Below are 19,781 nucleotides of genomic sequence, written 5' to 3'. Positions count from 1 at the left end.
GCGAGCCCCGGTACCCAGTATCCCCCAACGCCGCCGCGGGGGTGGGCCGCGGCGGCGCGGGGTCGGATGGTCGGTGCCGGGATCGGGGGCTCAGCGCTCCTTCATCGGCTCGCCGTAGTCGATGGTGGCGAACTCGCGGAGCTTCTCCATGGAGTGGAAGGCCTCGATGGAGCGGATCGTGCCGGACTTGGAGCGCATCACGATGGAGCGGGTCCAGGCGCCGGTGCCGCGGTAGGCCACCCCGCGCAGCATGTCGCCGTTGGTCACGCCGGTGGCCACGAAATAGCAGTTGTCGCTGCGCACCAGGTCATCGGTGGTGAGGATGGCGTCCAGGTCCAGCCCGGCCTCCCGGGCGGCGTTGGCCTCCGCCTCGTCCTTGGGGTGCAGCTTGCCCTGCAGCTCACCGCCCATGCACTTCATCGCGCAGGCGGTGATGACGCCCTCCGGGGTGCCGCCGATGCCCATCATGATGTCGATGGAGTTGGTGTCCTGGGCGGCGGCGACCGCGCCGGCGACGTCGCCGTCGCCGATGAGCCGCACCTTCGCCCCGGTGACCCGGATCTCGCGGATCATCTCCGCATGCCGGGGCCGGTCCAGCACCACCACGGTGACGTCCTCGGGCAGGATGCCCTTCTTCTTCGCCACCGCGTTGATGTTGTGCGCCACCGGGGCCTCGATGTCCACCACCCCGCGGGCGGAGGGGCCGACCGCGATCTTGTCCATGTAGAACACCGCCGAGGGGTCGTACATGGTGCCGCGCTCGGCGGCGGCGAGCACCGAGATGGCGTTCGGCCGGCCCTCGGCCATCAGGGTGGTGCCGTCGATCGGGTCCACCGCGATATCCACCGCCGGGCCCTCCCCGGTGCCGACCTCCTCGCCGTTGAACAGCATCGGGGCCTCGTCCTTCTCGCCCTCGCCGATGACCACCACGCCGTTCATCTGCACGGTGTTGATGAGCTGGCGCATGGCGTCGACGGCGGCCCCGTCGCCCTCGTTCTTCAACCCCCGGCCGACCCACCGGCCCGCGGCCAGCGCCGCCGATTCGGTGACTCGGACCAGCTCCATGGCGAGGTTGCGGTCGGGTGCCTGGGGGTGCTTGGCGTTCATCTGGGGGAGCCTCCTGAGCTTCGAGGGCGGGACCGCGGTCCCGGTGTGTCATGCGCCGTCCGGGCGGGCCCGGCGGGCGCGCCGGACTCCCCCGCGGGGGTGCCCGACGGGTGCCGGCACGCACACGGACGCACCCCCCAGTGTTCCACCTTTCGCCCGCCCCGGGGGTGGGCCGGTCCACACTCTCGGGGGTGGCCGGGTGCATCGCCGCTGGCCTGGCATACTGGCGGCGTGAGTTCGGACAAGCCCAGAATCCTGCAGGACGGCCGCGACATGGTCCTCAGCCTCGTCGCGATGGCCGTGCTCATGCTCGTCTTCGTCGGCTTCACCGGCCTGTGCAGCTTCAACCCGGGCCGACCGGAGAACGGCCCGGTGCACGAGGTGGACGCGGAGACCTTCCTGCGCCAGGAGGCCTCCCGGGTGCCCTTCCCGGTGCGCGCCCCCGAGCTGCCCGCGGACTGGACGGTCAACTCCGCCCGGGCCGGGGTGGTCGCCGGCCACCAGGCCACCATCCTGGGCTACGTCACCGGTGCCGGGGACTACGTGCAGCTGCTGCAGACCGATGCGCCGGCCGATGCGCTGCCCGAACCCGAGCCGCCCCGGATCGGCTCCGGGGAGCGCAAGGCCGGGGGGCTGTCCTGGCGGGTCGCCGAGGGTGCGGACGCCGACACCCGCACCACCTGGACCGCCGACGCCGGCGAGCTGCGCCTGGAGATCCAGGGCTCCGCGGCGGAGGCGGAGTACCGCACCCTCGCCGAGGCCGCCGCGGCGGCGCAGCCGGTGGCCGCGCCCGCCGGCTAGCCGCTGCGGGTCGGGCCCTGGTAGCCGGCCCCCTCGGCGGTATCCGCCCCCTCGCCCAGGGCCTCGGCCACCCGCTCCCGGGCCCCGGCGAGGCGCTCCTCGCAGGCCCGGGCCAGCGCCTCCCCGCGCTCCCACAGCGCCAGCGACTCGTCCAGGCCCATCTGGCCCAGCTCCAGCAGCTTCACCGTCTCGATCAGCTCATCGCGGGCCTGCTCGTAGCTGAGCTGCTCCACCGGCGGACGCTGCGCGTCCTGCCCGGTGCCCGCGCCGATGGTCTCCCGGCTCATCCTCTCCCGTCCTTCCCCGGGGCGCCTCGCCCCGGCCGCTCGTTACTGCACCGTATCCGTCCCCGCCGCCGGCGGCGGCGGGCCCCGCGGCCCTAGTCCGCGGGCCGCACCCCCATCGCCGCGGCGGTCACCGCCCCGTCGGTGACCCGGATCCGCAGCTGGGAGCCCGGCGGGGCCTGCCCGATCGTGGTCACCACCTGGTCGCCGGAGCCGTCCCGGGGCTGCACCTGCACCACCGCGTAGCCGCGGGCCAGGGTCGCCGCCGGGCCCAGCGCCGAGATCTTCCCGCGCAGCCCCGCCACCGCCGCCTCCTGGCGCTCCAGCACCGCGGCGACGCCGCGGCGCAGCCGCAGCCGGGCGGCGTCGAGCTCCTCGGCCCGCCGGGTGACCGCGAGCAGCGGATCCGCCAGCGCCGGCCGGCTGCGCAGCTGCGCCAGGGCCTGCTCCTCGCGCTGCACCCAGCGGCGCAGCGCATCGGCGGTGCGCGCCCGGGCCTCGGCGATCCGGCGGCGCTCCTCCACCACGTCCGGCACCACCCGCTTGGCGGCGTCGGTGGGCGTGGCCGCGCGCACGTCGGCGACGTTGTCCAGCAGCGGGGTGTCCATGGCGTGCCCGATCGCGGAGACCACCGGGGTGCGCGCCCGGCTCACCGCGCGCACCAGGGTCTCCTCCGAGAAGGGCAGCAGATCCTGCACCGAGCCGCCGCCGCGGGCGATGATGATCACCTCCACGGCCTCCTCGGCGTCCAGCTCCGCGAGGGCGGCGAGGATCTCCGGCACCGCCCGGGCGCCCTGCACCGCGGTGTTGCGCACCGCCACGTCGACCTCCGGCCAGCGCTCCCGGGCGATGTTCAGCACATCGCGCTCCGCGTCCGAGCCGCGGCCGGTGATGAGGCCCACCCGCCGCGGCAGGAAGGGCGGGGTGCGCTTCAGCCGCGGATCGAACAGGCCCTCGGCGGCCAGGGCCTGCTTGAGCCGCTCGATCCGGGCCAGCAGCTCGCCCTCGCCGACCGGGCGGAATTCCGCGGCCATCAGCGAGAAGCTGCCCCGGGCCTGGTAGAACGCCGGTTTGGCGTGCAATACCACCTGGCTGCCCACGGTGACCGTGCCATCGCGCAGCAGGGAGGTGCGGCAGGTCACCGGCACCGAGGCGTTGGCCTGGGTGTCGCGCAGGGTGACGTAGGACAGCGCCCAGTTCGGCTTGGAGTTCAGCTGGGCGACCTCGCCCTCCACCCAGATCGGGCCGAGCCGCTCGATCCAGCCGCCGACCAGCTCGTTGACCCGGCGCACCGACACCGGCCGCTCCGGGGAGGTCTCCAGTTTGCCGGCCATCAGGACCCCGCCTGCGCCAGCGCGTTGCCCAGCAGGGTGGTGAAGGCCGGCCGGTCGCCGTGCGCCAGCTCGTAGTCCAGCAGCGCGGCGATCCGCGCCCGGTCCAGCTCGGGGAGCAGATCCTCCAGACCATCGGCGTCCAGCTCCGGGTAGCCCACCGCCAGGGCGGTCTGCTCCGCGGTGGTGGCGCGCACCCCGGCGCCGGGGTCGTCGTCGAAGACCGCCTCCGCCCCGGCGGCGGAGTCGTCGGCGACGAGGTCGGCCAGCGCCTCATCGCCCTTGGCGGCCAGCGCGGAGAGGTTCTGCTGCACCCGCAGCGCCCGGGCGAGCACCCGGGTGCCGGCCCGGCCCGCCGCGCTAGCGCCGGCGTCGGCGACCGCGCCGGGGGCGGCGGCCACCCGGGCGGGCGCCCGGCGCAGCCGGTAGGGCAGCCGGAAGGCCTCCTCGGCGGCGGTGACCGCGAGACCGGCGGCCAGGCGGAGCGGTGCGGGCGCGTTCATGGCGACCTCCTGGGGACGGGGGCGGGGCGGCCGCCGGATCCGGCGGCCGCGGTTCGCCGCCGATTGTAGGTGCCCGGCGCCCCGGCGCTACCGGGGATCGCCGTGCCGGGGGCCGTCCCCCGGCCGACCGCGGTAGCGCGGGTGCGGGCCCTCGCCCCGGTATGGATCCCGGGCCGCGCGGGGGTCCCGGGGATCCCGGGCGGTGCGGGGGTCCCGGGGATCCCGGGGATCTGCGACCCGCCGCGGGCCGCGCGGATCCTGCTCCTGCCGGGGGTCCCGCCCCGTGCGGGCGTGCCGGGGATCCCGCTCCAGGCGGGGATCCCGGCCGCCCCGGGCATGCCGCGGATCCCGGGGACCCCTGGGGTCCCGGACCTCCCGCGGATCCCGGGGATCGCGGATCCCGCGGGGATCCCGGATAACCCGCGGATCGCGCGGGTCGCGCGGATCACGGGGATCCCGGCGCTGCGGCTGCGGCTGGGGACGGGGTTCGCGGACCCCGCGGCCGCCGCGCGGATCCATCGGCCCGCGGGGCACCCGGGCCTCCCGGCCGCCGCGGCCCTGCCGCGGATCGCGGGGGTCCCGCGGGTCGCGGGGATCGCGGCGCGGGTCCTGCGGACCCGGCCGGCGCGGCCCCTGCATCCGGCGCGGATCCCCGGCGGCGACCCGGCGGGGGCCGGTCGCGCGCGGATCGGCGCCCCGGGTGCGGCGCTCCCCGGCGCGCACCGGACGGGAGCCCGCGGCGGGATCGGGCCGGCGCGCGGCATGCGGCTGTCGGCGGCGATCCGCCTCGGCGACGACCTCGGAGGCCCGGCCCGGGCGGGGTCGGCCGCCGCCGGCGCCGTGCTCGGCGATCCGGCGCCGGGCCCGGGCAGCCTCCCGGCTGCCCTCCTGGGCGCGGCGGCGCTCCCGGGCGCGCTTGCGCTCGGCGCGGGCGATGAGGTTGTTCTCGGTGCGGATCCGCAGATAGCGCCAGATGCCCACCGCGGTGCACAGCACCAGCATGGCCAGCATCCAGGGGAAGAACTGCACCACCGGGTAGACGGCGGTGATGAGCCGGGTCTTACGGGGGGTGGACGCCAGGGCGCCGCCCACCGCCGGGTCGGCGAAGGAGGCGGTGAACCAGGCGGTCACCGGGGTGAGCAGGCTGAACAGCACCGGGATCTGGGAGACCGCGACGACCAGGCCGCGCGGATCCACCCAGGCCACCCCGGCGAGTGCGGCGAGCAGGAAGAGGATCAGGTAGGGCCAGCCGAGGGAGCCGGTCGGCGTGGACACCGCCACGCCCGCCGCGGCGGCGAGCAGGAGCAGCGCCGCCGGGGCCCACAGCGGCAGCCGCCGCGGTCCCGCCTGGGCGGGCGGGGGCGGTGCGGGGGCGGCGTTGGTGGCGGACACGCCAGGGATGTTACCGACCCCCCGGGCCCGGTCGGGGCACCGCACGGGGTCTGGGTGTCGCGCGGGCACCCCGGGCGGTCGCGGGGCGAGGACGCCGGGATCGGCGACGCCGCCGGGGCGCGCCCGGGGCGGGTGCGCCCCGGCGGCGCGGGGTCGGGGTGCGGACGGGTCAGCGGCGCCGGAAGGGCGGGCGCACGATCTTGGTCAGCCGGGTGAAGGAGGACCCGCGGGTCTCCGGCTCCTCGATGCCCTGGGCGCGGGCCACGGTGTCCGCGGAATCCGCCGGCGGCCGGGGCTCGTCGCCGGCCTCCCCGTCCTCCTCGGCCGGGTCGCCGTGGTGGCGCAGCAGCCGGTCGCGCATCAGCCGGCCCATCGCCTCGGTCTGCATCCCGGAGATGGAGCCGGCCTCGGTGGCGAACTGGATGTCCTTGGCGGTCTTCACCCCGGTGCGCAGATCGGTGAGATCGCCGAGGTAGCGGAACCACACGGCGAGCACCGCGGCCACCGGCACGGCGAGGAAGGCGCCGATGATGCCGAAGATGCCGCCACCGACGGTGACCGCCAGCAGCACGATCGCGGCATGCAGGTCCATGGCCTTGGACTGCAGCATCGGGGAGAGGATGTTGCCCTCGATCTGCTGCACCGCGAGGATGAGCAGCAGGGCGAAGATGGCGGTGGACAGCCCGTTGGCGACCAGGGCGACGACCACCGCGATGAAGCCGGCGCTGACCGCGCCGACGATCGGGATGAACCCGGCGAAGAAGGTGATCACCGCCAGCACCAGGGCCAGCGGCACGTTGAGCAGCCACAGCCCGCCGCCGATGAACACCGCGTCGATGAGGGAGACCAGCGCCTGGGTGCGGATGAACCCGGACAGGGTGTTCCAGGACCGGGAGAGCACCTCGGTGAGGTGCCAGCCCAGCCGGCGGCCGGTGATCCGCCGGATCCAGGGCAGGAAGCGGTCCCCGTCCTTGATGAAGAAGAAGGTGAGCACCAGGGTGACGCCGAGGGTGATGGCCACCGAGCCGACCGCGGAGACGCCCTGCACCACGGTGCCGGCGATCTGCCCGGACTGCTCCTGCAGCCAGTTGGTGGCCTGGTCCAGGGCCTCGGAGACCTGCTCGCCGTTGACGTTGAACGGCGGCTTCATCAGGGTGTCCTGCAGATGCCGGATGCCCTCGTCGAACTGCTGCACCAGGGAGGGCAGCTGGCTGCGGATCACCGGGGCCATCAGCGCGAACACCCCGCCGACGACGGCGATGGAGCCGAGCAGCGCCACGATCGCGGCCAGGGAGGCGGGCAGCTTCGCCTTGCGCAGCGTCGCCGCCACCGGCCACAGCACCGTGGACACGATGAGCGCCAGCAGCACCGGCAGCAGCCCGCCCCAGACCTTGCTCAGGCCCAGCCAGGCGACGTAGAGCGCCGCGGCGACGATGAGGAAGCGCAGGCACCAGGCGGCGAACCAGCGGGCGCCCTCGCCGATCACGTCCGCGCGGTCGATGGTCTCGTCCGCGGACTCGTCGAGGAGATCGTCGATCGCCTCGTCATCGGCGGGGGCGTGCACCGCCGGGGCCTGGTCGTCGCCGGGCACGGCGAGGGTCTCCTCGACGCTCAGCCGGCTGGCACCGGCGATCTGGTCGACGATGTCGCGCTCGGCCGGGTCGCCGCCGTTGTTCTCCGGGGTCTTGTCGTTGTCGCTCACGGGGACATTATGCAGTCTGGGCGCCCTCAGGTGAACCCGGGTGCCGGGGAAGGCGCGGCGGCCGCCGCCGCCGGCGCCCCGGGAACGGCGGTTCCGGGGCGCGGCGGCGACGGCCGCGATGGTGCCGGGTGCGGGCGCTCAGGCCCGCTCGAGATCGGCGAGCGCCTCATCGGAGAGCTCCGGCGTGGTGCCCAGCTCCCCGGAGCTCTCGTCGGGGTGGCGCATGAGGTGCGCGATGGCCAGCGCCAGGCCACCCCAGATGATCAGGATGAACAGTGCCATCATCACGATCGCGATTCCGCTCATGTCAGTCCTCCTTCCCGGAGTCGGTGGTCTCCGCGGCCGCGGCGGCGGCCCGGGCCTCGGCGGCCTCCGCGGAGGCGGCGGTGTCCCGGTCGGCCAGCTGCGGGGCGCGCAGCGCCAGCTTATGCGCCGGGCGCACCCCGAAATCGGAGCCGGGCGGGCCGTCCAGGTAGTGGTCCCCGCGCCAGGGCGCGACGGTCATCATCAGCGCGCCGACCACGATGACGGCGATCACGCCCCAGCCGAACCAGCCCAGCTGGGCGGCGGAGTAGCCCTCGTAGGGCTCCCGCATCCGCTCCAGGATCTCCTGCAGCAGGGTGAAGCCCAGCACGATCGGGGTGATGTTCGCCACGCACACCCGCCACCAGGTGCCCACCTTGAAGGAGGACACCGCGTTGAGGTGCATCCCGAACTCGTCGGTGCGGCGCAGCACCCAGTCCAGCACGATGATCGCGGCCAGGGCCACGCCGACGATGCCGATCTGGTTGGTCCAGCGGTCCATGATGTCCAGGGTGACCAGGCCGGTGGTGGTGGGGAAGAGGATCATGGCGATGACCGCCATCGCCCCGCCGATGCCCAGCACCGCGGTGCGCCGCGGCAGGTCCAGCTTGTCCTGGGCGGCGGAGACCACCACCTCCAGCAGGGACATCAGGGAGGTGAACCCGGCCACGGTGAGGGAGACGAAGAAGAGCACGCCGAAGACGCTGCCCACCACCCCGGGCATCTGGGAGATGACCGTGGGGAAGGCGATGAAGGCCAGGCCGATGCCGCCGGTGACCACCTCGCCGATGGGCTCCCCGGTCTGGGCGGCCATGAAGCCCAGGGTGGCGAAGACGCCGATGCCGGCGAGGACCTCGAAGGAGGAGTTCGCGAAGGCGGTGACCAGGCCGGTGCCGGTGAGGTTGGTGCGCGGCTTCAGGTAGGAGGAGTAGGTCAGCATGATGCCGAAGGCCACGGACAGGGAGAAGAAGATCTGCCCGTAGGCGGCGATCCACACCTGGGAGTCCGACAGCGCCGACCAGTTCGGGGTGAAGAAGGCGTCCAGGCCGTCCACGGCGCCGTCCAGGGTCAGCGAGAACGCGACCACCGCGATGAACAGCACGATGAGCAGCGGGATGAACATCTTGGACACCTTGCCGATGCCCTTGTCCACGCCGAGCGCGAGCACCGCGATCACCGCCACCCAGACCAGCAGCAGCACGATCGCGATCGGGCCGACGAAGTCCAGGGAGGTCACGGTCTCGGTGTCGGCCTGCAGGAAGTCCCCGAAGAAGTGCCCGTTGGGGTCATCGCCCCAGGTCTTGCCGATGGACTTCCAGGCGTAGATGGCGGCCCAGGCGATGATCACCGAGTAGTACACGGTGATGAAGAAGGAGATCCCGACCTGGACCCAGCCCACCGGCTCCGCCCAGGGCTTGATCCGGCGGTACGTCTTCGGCGCGGAGCCGCGGAAGCGGTGGCCGAGGGCGTAGTCGAGGAAGAGCAGGGGGATGCCCGCGGTGAGCAGGGCGACGATGTAGGGGATGAGGAAGGCGCCGCCGCCGGACTCGTAGGCCACGTAGGGGAAGCGCCAGATGTTCCCCAGGCCCACCGCGGAGCCGATCGCGGCGAAGAGGAAGGCGGCGCGGGAGGAGAACACCTCCCGCCGCTGGGGGGTGCCGGCGGTGCCGGCGGAATCTGCGGTCATGTGTCAGGTCCGATCCGTTAGTCGGGACATGGTCCGGCCGGCGGGGTCGGCCCCCGCCCGGCGGACCGGGCGGCCCTGATGTTAGCGGTGGCTTTTCGGATCGGGAAGAATTTTCCCCGGGTGCCCCCGGCTGCGGGTGCCGCGTGCCCCCGGCGGCCGGGCGGGGGTGCTGCGGGGGGCCGCCGGCGCGGCCGCGGCGGGGCCGGATCCCGGAGCCGGCCGCCGGCCCGGCCCGGCCGGCCCCGTAGGATGGGTGGGCGTGAGCCTAACTCTTGGAATCGTCGGTCTGCCCAATGTCGGCAAATCCACCCTGTTCAACGCGCTGACCCGCAATGACGTGCTGGCGGCGAACTACCCCTTCGCCACCATCGAGCCCAACGTGGGCGTGGTCGAGCTGCCGGACCCCCGGCTGGAGACGCTCGCGGGGATCTTCGGCTCGGAGCGGATCCTGCCCGCCACGGTGTCCTTCGTGGACATCGCCGGCATCGTCAAGGGCGCCTCGGAGGGGGAGGGCCTGGGCAACAAGTTCCTCGCCAACATCCGCGAGGCCGACGCCATCTGCCAGGTGGTGCGGGTCTTCGGCGATGACGACGTGGTGCACGTCGACGGCCGGGTGGACCCGGCCAGCGATATCGGGGTGATCGAGACCGAGCTCATCCTCGCCGATCTGCAGACCATCGAGAAGGCGCTGCCCCGGCTGGAGAAGGAGGCGAAGCGGGACAAGTCGGTCTCCTCCCAGGTGGACCTCGTCCGCCGCGCCCAGGGGATCCTGGAGGAGGGCCGCACCCTCTTCGCCGCCCAGGACGACATCGACCTCTCCGGGCTGCGCGAACTGCACCTGCTCACCGCCAAGCCCTTCCTCTACGTCTTCAACGCCGATGAGGAGGTGCTCGGCGACGAGGACGCCCGCGCCGAGCTGGCCAGCGCGGTGGAGCCGGCGGACTGCGTCTTCCTCGACGCCAAGGCGGAGGCGGACCTGCTGGAGCTCGACGAGGAGTCCCGCAATGAGCTGCTCGCCGAGATCGGCCAGGCCGAGCCGGGGCTGAACTCCCTGGCCCGGGCGGGCTTCCGCACCCTGGGGCTGCAGACCTACCTCACCGCCGGGCCGAAGGAGGCCCGCGCCTGGACCATCCCGCGCGGGGCCACCGCCCCGCAGGCCGCCGGGGTGATCCACACCGACTTCGAGCGCGGCTTCATCAAGGCCGAGATCGTCTCCTTCGAGGATCTCGTCGACGCCGGCTCCATGGCCGAGGCGAAGTCCCGGGGCAAGGTCCGCCAGGAGGGCAAGGACTACATCATGCGGGACGGGGACGTCGTCGAGTTCAGATTCAATGTATAGCAACAGTACGGAGAAGAGGGATGGCCGTAGCTATGATCAAGTCCGCCAACCAGTATCATGTGCACGCCCTCTTTAGCCATGAGGGCAACATCCTCTACAAGATTCCGCCGTACCAGCGCGAATACTCCTGGAGTAAGTCCCATTGGGAGGATCTGTTCGAGGACCTCGTCGACGCCGAGGGTCAGCACTTCCTCGGCACGATTATCACACTCGACCAGACCGACGACGCCCTGCAGGGCAGTACGCTCGAGGTAATCGACGGTCAGCAACGGCTGACGACGTTGACGCTACTCCTAGCGGCGGTTTATGCGGTGCTAAAGGAGCACCTCGATGAGCTTGATGAGGATACCCGGACCGACGTTAACAACCTCAGTCGCCAGTTGGTCCGCAGATCCGACGGGCAACCAAGGGTGGTTCCGCAGATGCAGGGGCACAACCTCTCCGACTTCCTGAAGGTGCTCGAGGAGGCCGGACTGCCGGTCAAGGGCGAATGGAAGCCGTACTACCCCAGCCGAAAAATCAAGAAGTGCTACAAGTACTTCCGGCAGGCGATCCGGGACCTCGGCGAAACCGGGGAGGGTCTGGATGAAACGTCGGCTGCGCTGCGGGTGCACAAGGCGGCACTGCAGGCCGTCATCGTGAAAATCGAGGTCGGCAGCCACGCCGACGCCTTCGTGCTCTTCGAGTCCCTCAACAACCGGGGAATGCCGCTATCGCCCGTAGACCTGATCAAGAACCACCTTCTGGCGGTCTCTGAGAAGAAGGAGGTTATGGAGGTCAGTGAGGCGTTCGGGCGCTGGAACGAGATGCTGACCAACCTGGGTGACAGTTATTCCACACACGAGCGGTTCCTCCGGCATTACTACAACGCCTTCAAGCCAGACCTTCCGGATGTGCCTGGCGCATCCATCGCCACGAAGTCCAATCTGATCCGGGTGTACGAAAAGGTTCTCGAACCGGATGTCCTGAAGGTGGTCGACTCCCTCGTTTCCGCCAGCCAGGTTTACGGCCGCATCAATTGCGTGGCCGAGGTCGATCAACCGACCACATTGGACCGAGCCTTTCAGCGCCTCATGCGCGCGCAGGGCGCAACGTCTTATGTCCTCCTGCTCTGGCTCATGACCATGCGGGACGAGCTGGCGCTCAGCGACGCCCACCTCGAGGAGATCGTTGACCTCCTCACTAGTTTCTTCGTGCGTCGCAACCTGACCGGGGCGCCGCCCACATATGTGCTGGCCAAGCTGTTCATGACGATCATAGGTTCGCTTCGCGGTGTTCGCGGTCATGCGGTAGTCGAGCGCGTCCGGGAGAAGCTGACCGCGGTATCGGCGTCCGATGACGAGTTCCGCAACCGGCTCTCCGGCCCCATCTACGACGAGAACACCGATATCGCGCGATTCGTTCTGGCCACGTTGGCGGAGGACGCGATGACCAAGGAGACCTGGGTCGATCTGTGGCGGCAGGAGAAGAACCGCTTCGTGTGGACCATCGAGCACATCCTTCCGCAAGGGGAGAACCTGCCGGCCGCGTGGCGAGAGATGCTGGGTGGCGCGGAGCGCGCCGCTCAGGTGCAGGAAGAGCACCGACACCGGCTGGGTAATCTCACCATAACCGCGTACAACAGCAGCCTCGGCAACAAGTCCTTCGCGGAGAAGCGGGACCGGCAGGACCGTCAGGGGCGGTACATTGGCTATAGGAATGGTCTCTCGCTGAATGTCGACCTGGCCGCCCGGGACTCCTGGACCGGCGATGACATTGCGCGGCGGACGGAGGACCTGGCAGCCCGGGTCCTCGCCCGATTCCCGCTTCCCAATTAGCCGGGTACCATGCCTGGGGTGCCGACTTCGCTCCCGTCCGGTACAGCGGGTTCCACGCGGTGTCCCGGGCGGCGGGCCCATCCGATAGCACCCCGCGGGTATTCGTAGGGGTGACCCGCATCGGTCATAGTAGTGAGGTGCGAAGGATGCCGGACACGTCAACCGGGGATCGGGAAGTGATCGATCCGATCCACCCGGGGAAATCCTCATGGAGGACTTCATCCGCGGGTTCGGCATCACGCAGCACAAGCTCGCCGTGGCCATCGGCGTACCGCCGCGGCGGATCGACGAGATCGTGCACGGCGAACGGGGCATCACCGTGGACACCGCGATTCGCCTGGCCCGGTACTTCGGGACCTCCGCGGAGATGTGGATGACCCTGCAGTCGGACCACACGCTGCGCATGCGCCGGCGCGAGCTGGGGGACCGGATCGAGGCCATCGCACCGCTGCACACCGACTGAGGGCGGATCCGCTGCCGTCCCGGACCGAATGCGGGGCGCCGTCATGTCCGCAGGTCAGTCGTCGGCGACCTCGGCCGGTCCCTCATAGCGGGCCAGGCGGTAATCCAGGGTCATGTAGGACACCCCGGCGCCGGAGTTGCCGATGTAGCCCACCGGCGCACCGTCCTTGTAGGCGCGGGTGCCCATGGCGGTGACGTAGGGGCCGTCGGCCTCGATGTCGTGGAAGGGGTTCGCCGGCTGCCCGGGAATCCGCTCCTGGAGGTACTCCTCGTAGATGGACGCGCCCATGATCCGCAGCATCGGCAGCGGGCTGTCATCACCGCAGACGCCGATGGTCCACAGCGAGGCGCTAGCGAGGTTGCGCTCATACCATTCGGCCTCCGCGGCGGCGGAGGGCACTTCGGCGCCGATCGGCGTGACCAGGCAGGTCCGGCCGGCCTCGTCGGTGACGTGGTCGCCTGGGCGAACCACGACGAGCCCGTCCCCGGCGGCCGGCGCGGTCGCCGCGACGGCGGCGGGGGCGGAGAGGAGCATCAGGGCGGGGGCCCCGGCGACGGCGGAGCGAAACATGCTTTTCATATAAGTAACCTTAGGTTCGCCATGGCCGCCCCGGTGGCCACCCGTGCCCCGGGTTCACCCGGATGGGGGAGCGGGCGTCGGCCCCGGCACGGTCCGGTGCTCGGCGTTGTCCCCGGTCGGGTCCGATTTCCGGTGTCCTGGTGCTGCGAGCCCACCATGGGTGGAAGTGGTGGCAATCCACGGAAATCTGGTGAAGAATCATGACTGAAGGGTGGTGATTCAGATGGTTCGTGATGGTAATGCGGTGGGCCGACGGGTGACCACGGTCCGGGAAGCCGTCGGGATGACCCAACGACAGCTCGCCGACAGGACAGGGATCTCCCCGTCGAGCGTGTGCTGTATCGAGGGGGCTGAACGGGAGCCCAGCCCCATGGAGCTGGTGCTGATCGCAGAGAGCTGCGGGGTGACGGTCGCCGACCTGCGAGCCGATCCCCGGCTTCGCCGAGAGGTCCGGTGCGCCGGCCGGACGGATGATGAAGCAGTTCATGAGCTGACCGTGCACCTCCTCCACGCCTTCGGCGCGGCAGAGACACTGGACGCCCTGGGCATCCCGGAGTAGATGTGAGCAACGAGGGCATCGGCCGTGAGGCTGCTGAGCAGGTGCGCGCTGAAGCTGGTCTCGGGGGCCAGCCGGTGCAGAGCGTCGAGCGGGTCATCGAAGCGGTCACCGGGGCCGGGGTTATGAGGGTGCCCGCCACGAGACCCGGGCATGGCATGACAATGCGGCATGGGGACCGGATTCTTGTCGCCGTCAGCTGCACTCCGCATCCCATGCGGCTGCGGTCAACCCTTGCGCATGAGCTGGGCCATATCAGGCTGGATACCATAGATCGGCCGATTGATGCGGAGGCCTGGTCCACCAGGGAGCCGGCCGAGATCCAGGCGGATGCTTTCGCACGGCATCTGCTGCTTCCTCGGGAGTCCGCGGCGCGTTTCGCGGAAGGTCGGCCACGGGATGAGCGATTACTCTCTGACCTGGTTCAGGAGTACCGGCTTTCCCCGACGATGGCGGCGATCCAACTCCGGGAGAGCGAGGTGATCGGCCTCCAGGTTAGCGAAGAATGGGCAAGGCTCAGTACACGGCAACTGGCGACCTGGTTCGGTTGGGAAGATGAATATCGGCGACTCGCCGCAGCCGCGCAAAATCCGTGTGCGCCACAACGGCTCCTGGCCCGAGCCGTGGAGGGGTATCGAATGGGGCTCGTTGAGCCGGCGCTGATCGCAAGGCTGCGTGGGATCTCTAATGTGACTGAAATAGTCGCCAGCCTCGCCAGCGAGGGAATCGAGGTTGAGGGAATGGATCTGCCACCGGTGCCACGTCCGCCGGACACCGGGAGGCGGTTGCACTCGCCGTCCGTTGACGCGGATGGTGAGGATCGCGGCTAATGTACATCCTGGATACGGGCCCGATCTTCAAGTTCTTGGCTACGCATTGCACGGCCGAGCTCATTGCGGCTCTGGGGGGTAACACAATACATGTGCCAGCCGCCGTGGAGAAGGAAATCCTATCCACGCCGGAGCGGTACCCCCAATTTAGGCCGGCGATTCGAGAATGGGGCGATCTGCGGCCTAACTTCAAGAAAGTGCTCGATGATCGCGGTTCGGAACACCTGGACAGGCATTGCCTCAGGGTCATGCAGCGTCCCCTTGAAGAAGTGTATGCCAATCCCCAAGACTTAGGGGAAACGATGGCTGTGTTGCATGGGCTCGTGGCGGCGGAGCAGGGGGCCGATGTCGTCATCGCTTGCGATGATGGCGCGGGGAAAGAGTTAATCAAGCGGCAACAGGCGTTCATTTATACTAGGCGGGTCAAGGGTTGGTGCAAGGGCTGCGGCTCGATTCGGCACGTCGATACCCTGGATCTGCTCCGTTGGGCTATAGCGGCGGACGGGGGCTTCACGGAAAAGGCCAGGTTCCGGGCCAAGTATCAGGAGATGGCGAACCTCGATTCGGCGTTGCCCCCTGATCTGAATGATACCGACCTCATGAAGCGCTCGCTATGGTCCTCATGAGTCCGGATCACCCACCCTGTCCAGGCCCGTCGATCCCCTTCGGCTCATGGCGCAGCCGGGGCACCCCGCGCTTCTCCGGGCGGAAGCCCGCCTTGTCGGAGTAGAACTCCCGGATGTGCTCCATGTCCGCGTGCACGTCCCCGGTGAGCTCGTACTGGGGGCCCAGCCCCGCGGTCATCGTGGTGCGGTCGATGTAGCACAGGGTCACCGGCAGGCCGGTGGCCCGGGCGATCCGGTAGAACCCGGACTTCCAGTGCGTGTTGCCGCCGCGGGTGCCGTCCGGGGCGACCACCAGGCCGAAGACCTCGCCGCGGCGGACCTGCTCCACCACCGCCTCGACCACCCCGTCCGGGTTGTCCCGGTTGACCGGGATGCCGCCGGTGGCCCGGGTGAGGAACCCGATCGGCCCCCGGAAGAGGCTGTCCTTGCCCAGCCAGCGGAAGTCGATGCCCAGCGCCCAGGTGGTGGCCAGCATGAGCACGAAATCCCAGTTGGAGGTGTGCGGGGCGCCGACGAAGACGGTCGGCCGCTCCGGCTTGGGCCAGGGGGAGAGGTTCCACCGGCTCAAGCGCCAAAACGTTCGGGCGATGAATCTTCGCAGCATGGCCTCACCGTAGTTGCCGCCCGGCGCAATGTCGCGGGTTCTCCCCGCCGGGGGCACCTGTCCGCCGGCCGGCGCGTGGAGGCCCCGGTCCCCCGCGGTGCACGGCATTCGCCGGTGGCTATGGTCGGGGCGTGACCGCCACCCCCGCCGACCCCCGACCCGCCGCGCCCGCCCACCCCGCCGATGACGGTCTGGTGCGCGTGCGCGGCGCCGCCGAGCACAACCTGCGCGACCTGGACCTGGACATCCCCCGCAATCGGCTGGTCGCCTTCACCGGGGTCTCCGGCTCCGGGAAGTCCTCCCTGGCCTTCGGCACCATCTACGCCGAGGCGCAGCGCCGCTACTTCGAGTCGGTGGCCCCCTACGCCCGCCGGCTGCTCGACCAGGTCGGCGCCCCGAAGGTCACCGACATCACCGGGCTGCCGCCGGCGGTGGCGCTGCGGCAGCGCCGCGGCGCCGGCGGGGCGCGGTCCTCGGTGGGCACCATCACCACCCTGTCCAACCTGCTGCGGATGCTGTACTCGCGCACCGGCAGCTATCCGGAGGGCGCGGCCCACCTGGACGCGGAGTCGTTCTCCCCGAACACCGCCGCCGGGGCCTGCCCGGGCTGCGGCGGGCTGGGGGAGACCCATGACGCGGACCCGGCGCTGCTGGTCCCGGATGATTCGCTGAGCATCCGCGAGGGCGCCATCGCCGCCTGGCCCGGGGCCTGGCAGGGGGCGAACCTGCGCTCCGTGGTCGCCGGGCTGGGCATCGACATCGACCGCCCCTGGCGGGAGCTCGATCCCGCCACCCGGGATTGGCTGCTGTTCACCGAAGAGCAGCCGCGGGTGTTCATCCAGCCCCAGGACGACCGGATCGACCACAGCTACCATGGCACCTTCCGCAGCGCGCGCACCCATATCCGGCATGTGCTGGCCACCTCCGCCAGCGAGCGGATGCGCCGCCGGGCGCTGTCCTTCACCCGGGCGATGGCCTGCCCGGACTGCGCCGGCACCGGTCTGCGCGCCGAGGCCCGCGCGGTGACCTTCGCCGGGGCGGGCATCGACCGGGCCACCGCGCTGCCCATGGCGGAGCTGGCCGAGCTGCTGCGCCCGGCGGCGGAGAACCCCGACCCGGCGCCGGCGGTGCCCGGGGCGGCCTCCGGGGAGCGCACCGAGGTGGCCCGCCGGATCGCCGCGGACCTGCGCTCCCGGATCGCGGTGCTGGTGGACCTGGGCCTGGGCTACCTCAGCCTGGACCGGCGGGCGACCACCCTCTCCGCGGGGGAGGCGCAGCGGCTGCGCCTGGCCACCCAGCTGCGCAGCGGCCTGTTCGGGGTGGTCTACGTCCTCGACGAGCCCTCCGCGGGGCTGCACCCGGCGGACAAGGAGCCGCTGCAGGAGGTGCTCACCGGGCTGCGCGACGCCGGCAACTCCCTGTTCGTGGTGGAGCATGACCTGGACCTGGTGCGCCGGGCGGACTGGGTGGTGGACATCGGCCCCGGCGCCGGGGAGCACGGCGGGCAGGTGGTGCACGCCGGGCCGCCGGCGGAGCTGGCCGCGGCGGCCGGCTCCGCCACCGGCGACTACCTCGCCGGGCGGCGCCGGATCCGGCGCCGCCCGCCCCGGCCCGGCACCGGGGCGATCCGGCTCACCGGGGTGCGCCGGCACAATCTGCGCGATCTGGACGCCGCCTTCCCGCTGGGCGCGCTCACCGCGGTCACCGGGGTCAGCGGCTCCGGGAAATCCACCCTGGTCACCGGGGTGCTCGCGGATGCGGTACGGGGGTGGCTGGACGGGTCCGCCGGCGGGTCCGCCGCCTCGCTCAGCATCGACGCGGCCGAGCCGTCCGCCGGGGTGGACCGGCTGGTGCTGGTCGACCAGCGGCCCATCGGGCGCACCCCCAGGTCCACCCCGGCGACCTACGTGGGCCTCTTCGACGCGGTGCGCCGGCTCTTCGCGGGGACCCCGGAGGCCCGCCGCCGGGGCTGGGCGCCGGGCCGGTTCTCCTTCAACGTCGCCGGCGGGCGCTGCCCCACCTGCGAGGGCGACGGGTTCGTGGAGGTGGAGCTGCTCTTCCTGCCCGGCAGCCACGGGCCCTGCCCGGACTGCCGCGGCGCCCGGTACACCCCGGAGACCCTGGAGGTCACCTGGGGCGGGCGCAGCATCGCCGAGGTGCTGGACATGACCGTGGACGAGGCCCTGGCCTTCTTCGCCGGGCAGCCCGCGGTGGCCCGGGGCCTGGCCGCCCTGGCGCAGGTGGGCCTGGGCTACCTGCGGTTGGGCCAGCCGGCCACGGAGCTCAGCGGCGGGGAGGCGCAGCGGGTGAAGATCGCCGCGGAGCTGCAGCGGGCCCGCCGCGGGCGCAGCCTGTACCTGCTCGACGAGCCCACCGCCGGGCTGCACCCGGCCGATGCCGAGCTGCTCTTCGAGCAGCTGCGGGCCCTCGTCGACGACGGCGCCACCGTGGTGCTCGTCGAGCATGACCTGGACCTCATCGCCGCCGCCGACCACGTCATCGACCTGGGCCCCGGCGGCGGGGACTCCGGCGGCCGGGTGGTCGCCGCGGGCGCCCCGGCGGAGATCGCCGCGGCCCCGGGCAGCGTCACCGGCCGGTACCTGGCCCGTCGGCTCGCCGCCGGGGCCGCGGGGGAGGGGGCCGGCTGAAGCCGGCCGCCGGCTCAGGTGCCCTTGAGGTTGAGCACCTGGCGCAGGGTGCCGCGGATCTCCACCAGATCCGCGGCATCGGCCATGACCCGGTCGATCGGCTTGTAGGCGTCCGGGATCTCGTCCACCCAGCTCTCCCCGGGCCGGTAGACGATCCCGCCCATCCGCCGATCCAGATCCGCGGCGGTGAAGCGCTTGCGCGCCGCGGTGCGGCTCATCGCCCGGCCCGCCCCGTGCGGGGCCGACCACAGCGCCTCGGCGTTGCCCAGCCCGGCCACGATGTAGGAGCGATCCCCCATCGACCCGGGGATGAGGCCCGGCCGCCCGGCCGAGGCGTCGATGGCGCCCTTGCGGGTCAGCCACACCCGCCGGCCGTCGATCTCCACCGGCTCGGTGTAGTTGTGGTGGCAGTTGATCCGCTCGGCCTCCCCGGGGTCGTCCTCGCCGAAGACGGCGGCCACCCGCTCCAGGAAGCGGTCCATCATCTCCTCCCGGTTGAGCAGCGCGAAGCGCTGCGCCCAGGCCAGCTCCCGCAGATAGGAGTCGAATTCGTCGGTGCCCTCCCGCAGGTGGGCGTGATCCCGCTGCGCCAGGCGCACCCCCTCCCGGGCGCACTGCTCCCGGGCGGCGGCGATGTGCCGGCGGGCGATCCTGTTGCCCACTCCGCGCGAACCCGAGTGCAGGAAGCACCACAGCCGGCCGTCTTGGTCCAGGCAGAGCTCGATGAAGTGGTTGCCGCCGCCGAGGCTGCCGAGCTGCCGGCGCCAGGCGGGGCTGTGCGAGAGATCCACGCCATCGCGCTCGGCGAGCTCCTCCAGCTCGGCGATCCGCTCCCGGGCCGAGGCCCGGTGCACGCCCCGGTTGTAGTTGCCGGGCGAAAGCGGGATCGCCGCCTCCACCGCGTCGCGCAGCGCCACCAGGTCCACCCGGTGCAGGTCCGCGGCGGTGTAGCGGGTGCGCGCGGCGATCATCCCGCAGCCGATGTCCACGCCCACCGCCGCGGGCAGCACCGCCCCGACGGTGGGGATCACGGTGCCCACCGCCGAGCCCATGCCGGCGTGCGCGTCCGGCATCAGCGCGATATGCGGGTGGATGAACCACAGCCCGCCCAGCGCGATCGCCTGCTCGCGGGCCGCGTCGTCGAGGATGGAGGCCCAGGACAGCACCTTCTCCGCGATGCGCCGCCCGCCCATGATCCCGCTCCTTTCC

At 71.8% G+C, this 19,781-nt stretch carries 19 protein-coding genes; 8 read left to right on the top strand and 11 right to left on the bottom strand.

The window, feature by feature from the left end; all coding sequences use genetic code 11:
- Positions 1-90 precede the first annotated feature (90 nt).
- The gene (gene glpX / locus CSPHI_RS08695) at positions 91-1,107 is read right to left on the bottom strand and encodes a class II fructose-bisphosphatase (protein ID WP_075692564.1); all 1,017 of its coding nucleotides are present in this window, start codon (positions 1,105-1,107) and stop codon (positions 91-93) included.
- Between the two features lie 231 nt (positions 1,108-1,338).
- Between glpX and CSPHI_RS08690 the strand changes: the two genes are divergently transcribed.
- The gene (locus CSPHI_RS08690; RefSeq protein ID WP_075692562.1) at positions 1,339-1,908 is read left to right on the top strand and encodes a DUF4245 domain-containing protein; all 570 of its coding nucleotides are present in this window, start codon (positions 1,339-1,341) and stop codon (positions 1,906-1,908) included.
- On the opposite strand, the gene CSPHI_RS08685 is transcribed toward CSPHI_RS08690, so the two are convergent.
- The 7 genes from CSPHI_RS08685 to CSPHI_RS08655 all read right to left on the bottom strand — a co-directional run bounded on the left by CSPHI_RS08685 (position 1,905) and on the right by CSPHI_RS08655 (position 9,110).
- On the bottom strand, positions 1,905-2,195 hold the full coding sequence (locus CSPHI_RS08685) for an exodeoxyribonuclease VII small subunit (protein WP_075692560.1): 291 nt from the start codon (positions 2,193-2,195) through the stop codon (positions 1,905-1,907). The two genes, CSPHI_RS08690 and CSPHI_RS08685, sit on opposite strands and share 4 nt — an antisense overlap.
- Positions 2,196-2,287: 92 nt before the next feature.
- Entirely contained in the window at positions 2,288-3,526 is a 1,239-nt protein-coding gene (gene xseA, locus CSPHI_RS08680; RefSeq protein WP_075692558.1) for an exodeoxyribonuclease VII large subunit, read from the bottom strand.
- Positions 3,526-4,026, bottom strand: a complete 501-nt coding sequence (locus CSPHI_RS08675; RefSeq protein ID WP_075692556.1) for a hypothetical protein — start codon at positions 4,024-4,026, stop codon at positions 3,526-3,528. The genes xseA and CSPHI_RS08675 overlap by 1 nt, the downstream gene beginning before the upstream one ends.
- Before the next feature lie 87 nt (positions 4,027-4,113).
- Positions 4,114-5,418, bottom strand: a complete 1,305-nt coding sequence (locus CSPHI_RS08670; protein WP_075692554.1) for a DUF6542 domain-containing protein — start codon at positions 5,416-5,418, stop codon at positions 4,114-4,116.
- 169 nt (positions 5,419-5,587) lie between these two features.
- A complete protein-coding gene (locus CSPHI_RS08665; RefSeq protein WP_075692552.1) occupies positions 5,588-7,120 on the bottom strand; it encodes an AI-2E family transporter in 1,533 nt (510 codons plus the stop codon).
- 138 nt (positions 7,121-7,258) lie between these two features.
- Positions 7,259-7,426 (bottom strand): methionine/alanine import NSS transporter subunit MetS, encoded by a 168-nt coding sequence (metS, locus tag CSPHI_RS08660; RefSeq protein ID WP_075692550.1) that lies wholly within the window; start codon positions 7,424-7,426, stop codon positions 7,259-7,261.
- 1 nt (position 7,427) lies between these two features.
- Positions 7,428-9,110: a sodium-dependent transporter gene (locus CSPHI_RS08655; RefSeq protein WP_075692548.1), complete on the bottom strand. Its 1,683-nt coding sequence runs from the start codon at positions 9,108-9,110 to the stop codon at positions 7,428-7,430.
- 259 nt (positions 9,111-9,369) lie between these two features.
- Between CSPHI_RS08655 and ychF the strand changes: the two genes are divergently transcribed.
- The 3 genes from ychF to CSPHI_RS08640 all read left to right on the top strand — a co-directional run bounded on the left by ychF (position 9,370) and on the right by CSPHI_RS08640 (position 12,729).
- Positions 9,370-10,449, top strand: coding sequence for a redox-regulated ATPase YchF (gene ychF / locus CSPHI_RS08650; RefSeq protein ID WP_075692546.1), 1,080 nt, complete (start codon positions 9,370-9,372; stop codon positions 10,447-10,449).
- Between the two features lie 32 nt (positions 10,450-10,481).
- Complete coding sequence (locus CSPHI_RS08645) at positions 10,482-12,266, top strand: DUF262 domain-containing protein (RefSeq protein WP_075693940.1); 1,785 nt, start codon at positions 10,482-10,484, stop codon at positions 12,264-12,266.
- A gap of 208 nt (positions 12,267-12,474) precedes the next feature.
- A complete protein-coding gene (locus tag CSPHI_RS08640) occupies positions 12,475-12,729 on the top strand; it encodes a HigA family addiction module antitoxin (protein WP_075692544.1) in 255 nt (84 codons plus the stop codon).
- Positions 12,730-12,783: 54 nt separating this feature from the next.
- Here CSPHI_RS08640 and CSPHI_RS08635 read toward each other — a convergent pair whose 3' ends face one another.
- Complete coding sequence (locus CSPHI_RS08635; RefSeq protein WP_075692542.1) at positions 12,784-13,299, bottom strand: hypothetical protein; 516 nt, start codon at positions 13,297-13,299, stop codon at positions 12,784-12,786.
- 232 nt (positions 13,300-13,531) lie between these two features.
- On the opposite strand from CSPHI_RS08635, the gene CSPHI_RS12690 reads away from it, so the two are divergent.
- Genes CSPHI_RS12690 through CSPHI_RS08620 form a run of 3 tightly spaced genes read left to right on the top strand, consistent with a single transcriptional unit; the run spans position 13,532 to position 15,320 of the window.
- The gene (locus tag CSPHI_RS12690; protein ID WP_075693938.1) at positions 13,532-13,867 is read left to right on the top strand and encodes a helix-turn-helix domain-containing protein; all 336 of its coding nucleotides are present in this window, start codon (positions 13,532-13,534) and stop codon (positions 13,865-13,867) included.
- 2 nt (positions 13,868-13,869) lie between these two features.
- A complete protein-coding gene (locus tag CSPHI_RS08625) occupies positions 13,870-14,694 on the top strand; it encodes an ImmA/IrrE family metallo-endopeptidase (protein WP_075692540.1) in 825 nt (274 codons plus the stop codon).
- Positions 14,694-15,320 carry a PIN domain-containing protein gene (locus CSPHI_RS08620; RefSeq protein WP_075692538.1) on the top strand — a complete coding sequence of 209 codons (627 nt, stop codon included), beginning with the start codon at positions 14,694-14,696 and terminating at the stop codon, positions 15,318-15,320. The genes CSPHI_RS08625 and CSPHI_RS08620 overlap by 1 nt, the downstream gene beginning before the upstream one ends.
- Before the next feature lie 7 nt (positions 15,321-15,327).
- On the opposite strand, the gene CSPHI_RS08615 is transcribed toward CSPHI_RS08620, so the two are convergent.
- Positions 15,328-15,888: a 1-acyl-sn-glycerol-3-phosphate acyltransferase gene (locus tag CSPHI_RS08615; RefSeq protein WP_245803298.1), complete on the bottom strand. Its 561-nt coding sequence runs from the start codon at positions 15,886-15,888 to the stop codon at positions 15,328-15,330.
- A 167-nt stretch (positions 15,889-16,055) separates the two neighbouring features.
- On the opposite strand from CSPHI_RS08615, the gene uvrA reads away from it, so the two are divergent.
- Positions 16,056-18,572: an excinuclease ABC subunit UvrA gene (gene uvrA, locus CSPHI_RS08610; RefSeq protein WP_075692534.1), complete on the top strand. Its 2,517-nt coding sequence runs from the start codon at positions 16,056-16,058 to the stop codon at positions 18,570-18,572.
- A 14-nt stretch (positions 18,573-18,586) separates the two neighbouring features.
- Here the strand turns inward: uvrA and CSPHI_RS08605 are convergent, their stop codons facing one another.
- Entirely contained in the window at positions 18,587-19,765 is a 1,179-nt protein-coding gene (locus CSPHI_RS08605) for an RtcB family protein (protein ID WP_075692532.1), read from the bottom strand.
- Between the last annotated feature and the right edge of the window lie 16 nt (positions 19,766-19,781).

The sequence above is a fragment of the Corynebacterium sphenisci DSM 44792 genome, assembly GCF_001941505.1.
Classification (GTDB): Bacteria; Actinomycetota; Actinomycetes; order Mycobacteriales; family Mycobacteriaceae; genus Corynebacterium; species Corynebacterium sphenisci.
The sequence above is the reverse complement of the archived record's forward strand: the minus strand, read 5'-3'. Positions and strand labels throughout refer to the sequence as shown.

Bases quoted from the DNA above. Each gene is read 5' to 3' on its own strand.
- CSPHI_RS08675 (WP_075692556.1), bottom strand. From the start codon at position 4,026: ATGAACGCGCCCGCACCGCTCCGCCTGGCCGCCGGTCTCGCGGTCACC.
- CSPHI_RS08635 (WP_075692542.1), bottom strand. From the start codon at position 13,299: ATGTTTCGCTCCGCCGTCGCCGGGGCCCCCGCCCTGATGCTCCTCTCC.
- CSPHI_RS12690 (WP_075693938.1), top strand. From the start codon at position 13,532: ATGGTTCGTGATGGTAATGCGGTGGGCCGACGGGTGACCACGGTCCGG.
- xseA (WP_075692558.1), bottom strand. From the start codon at position 3,526: ATGGCCGGCAAACTGGAGACCTCCCCGGAGCGGCCGGTGTCGGTGCGC.
- CSPHI_RS08620 (WP_075692538.1), top strand. From the start codon at position 14,694: ATGTACATCCTGGATACGGGCCCGATCTTCAAGTTCTTGGCTACGCAT.
- CSPHI_RS08655 (WP_075692548.1), bottom strand. From the start codon at position 9,110: ATGACCGCAGATTCCGCCGGCACCGCCGGCACCCCCCAGCGGCGGGAG.
- glpX (WP_075692564.1), bottom strand. From the start codon at position 1,107: ATGAACGCCAAGCACCCCCAGGCACCCGACCGCAACCTCGCCATGGAG.
- CSPHI_RS08645 (WP_075693940.1), top strand. From the start codon at position 10,482: ATGATCAAGTCCGCCAACCAGTATCATGTGCACGCCCTCTTTAGCCAT.
- CSPHI_RS08640 (WP_075692544.1), top strand. From the start codon at position 12,475: ATGGAGGACTTCATCCGCGGGTTCGGCATCACGCAGCACAAGCTCGCC.
- CSPHI_RS08685 (WP_075692560.1), bottom strand. From the start codon at position 2,195: ATGAGCCGGGAGACCATCGGCGCGGGCACCGGGCAGGACGCGCAGCGT.
- CSPHI_RS08605 (WP_075692532.1), bottom strand. From the start codon at position 19,765: ATGGGCGGGCGGCGCATCGCGGAGAAGGTGCTGTCCTGGGCCTCCATC.
- metS (WP_075692550.1), bottom strand. From the start codon at position 7,426: ATGAGCGGAATCGCGATCGTGATGATGGCACTGTTCATCCTGATCATC.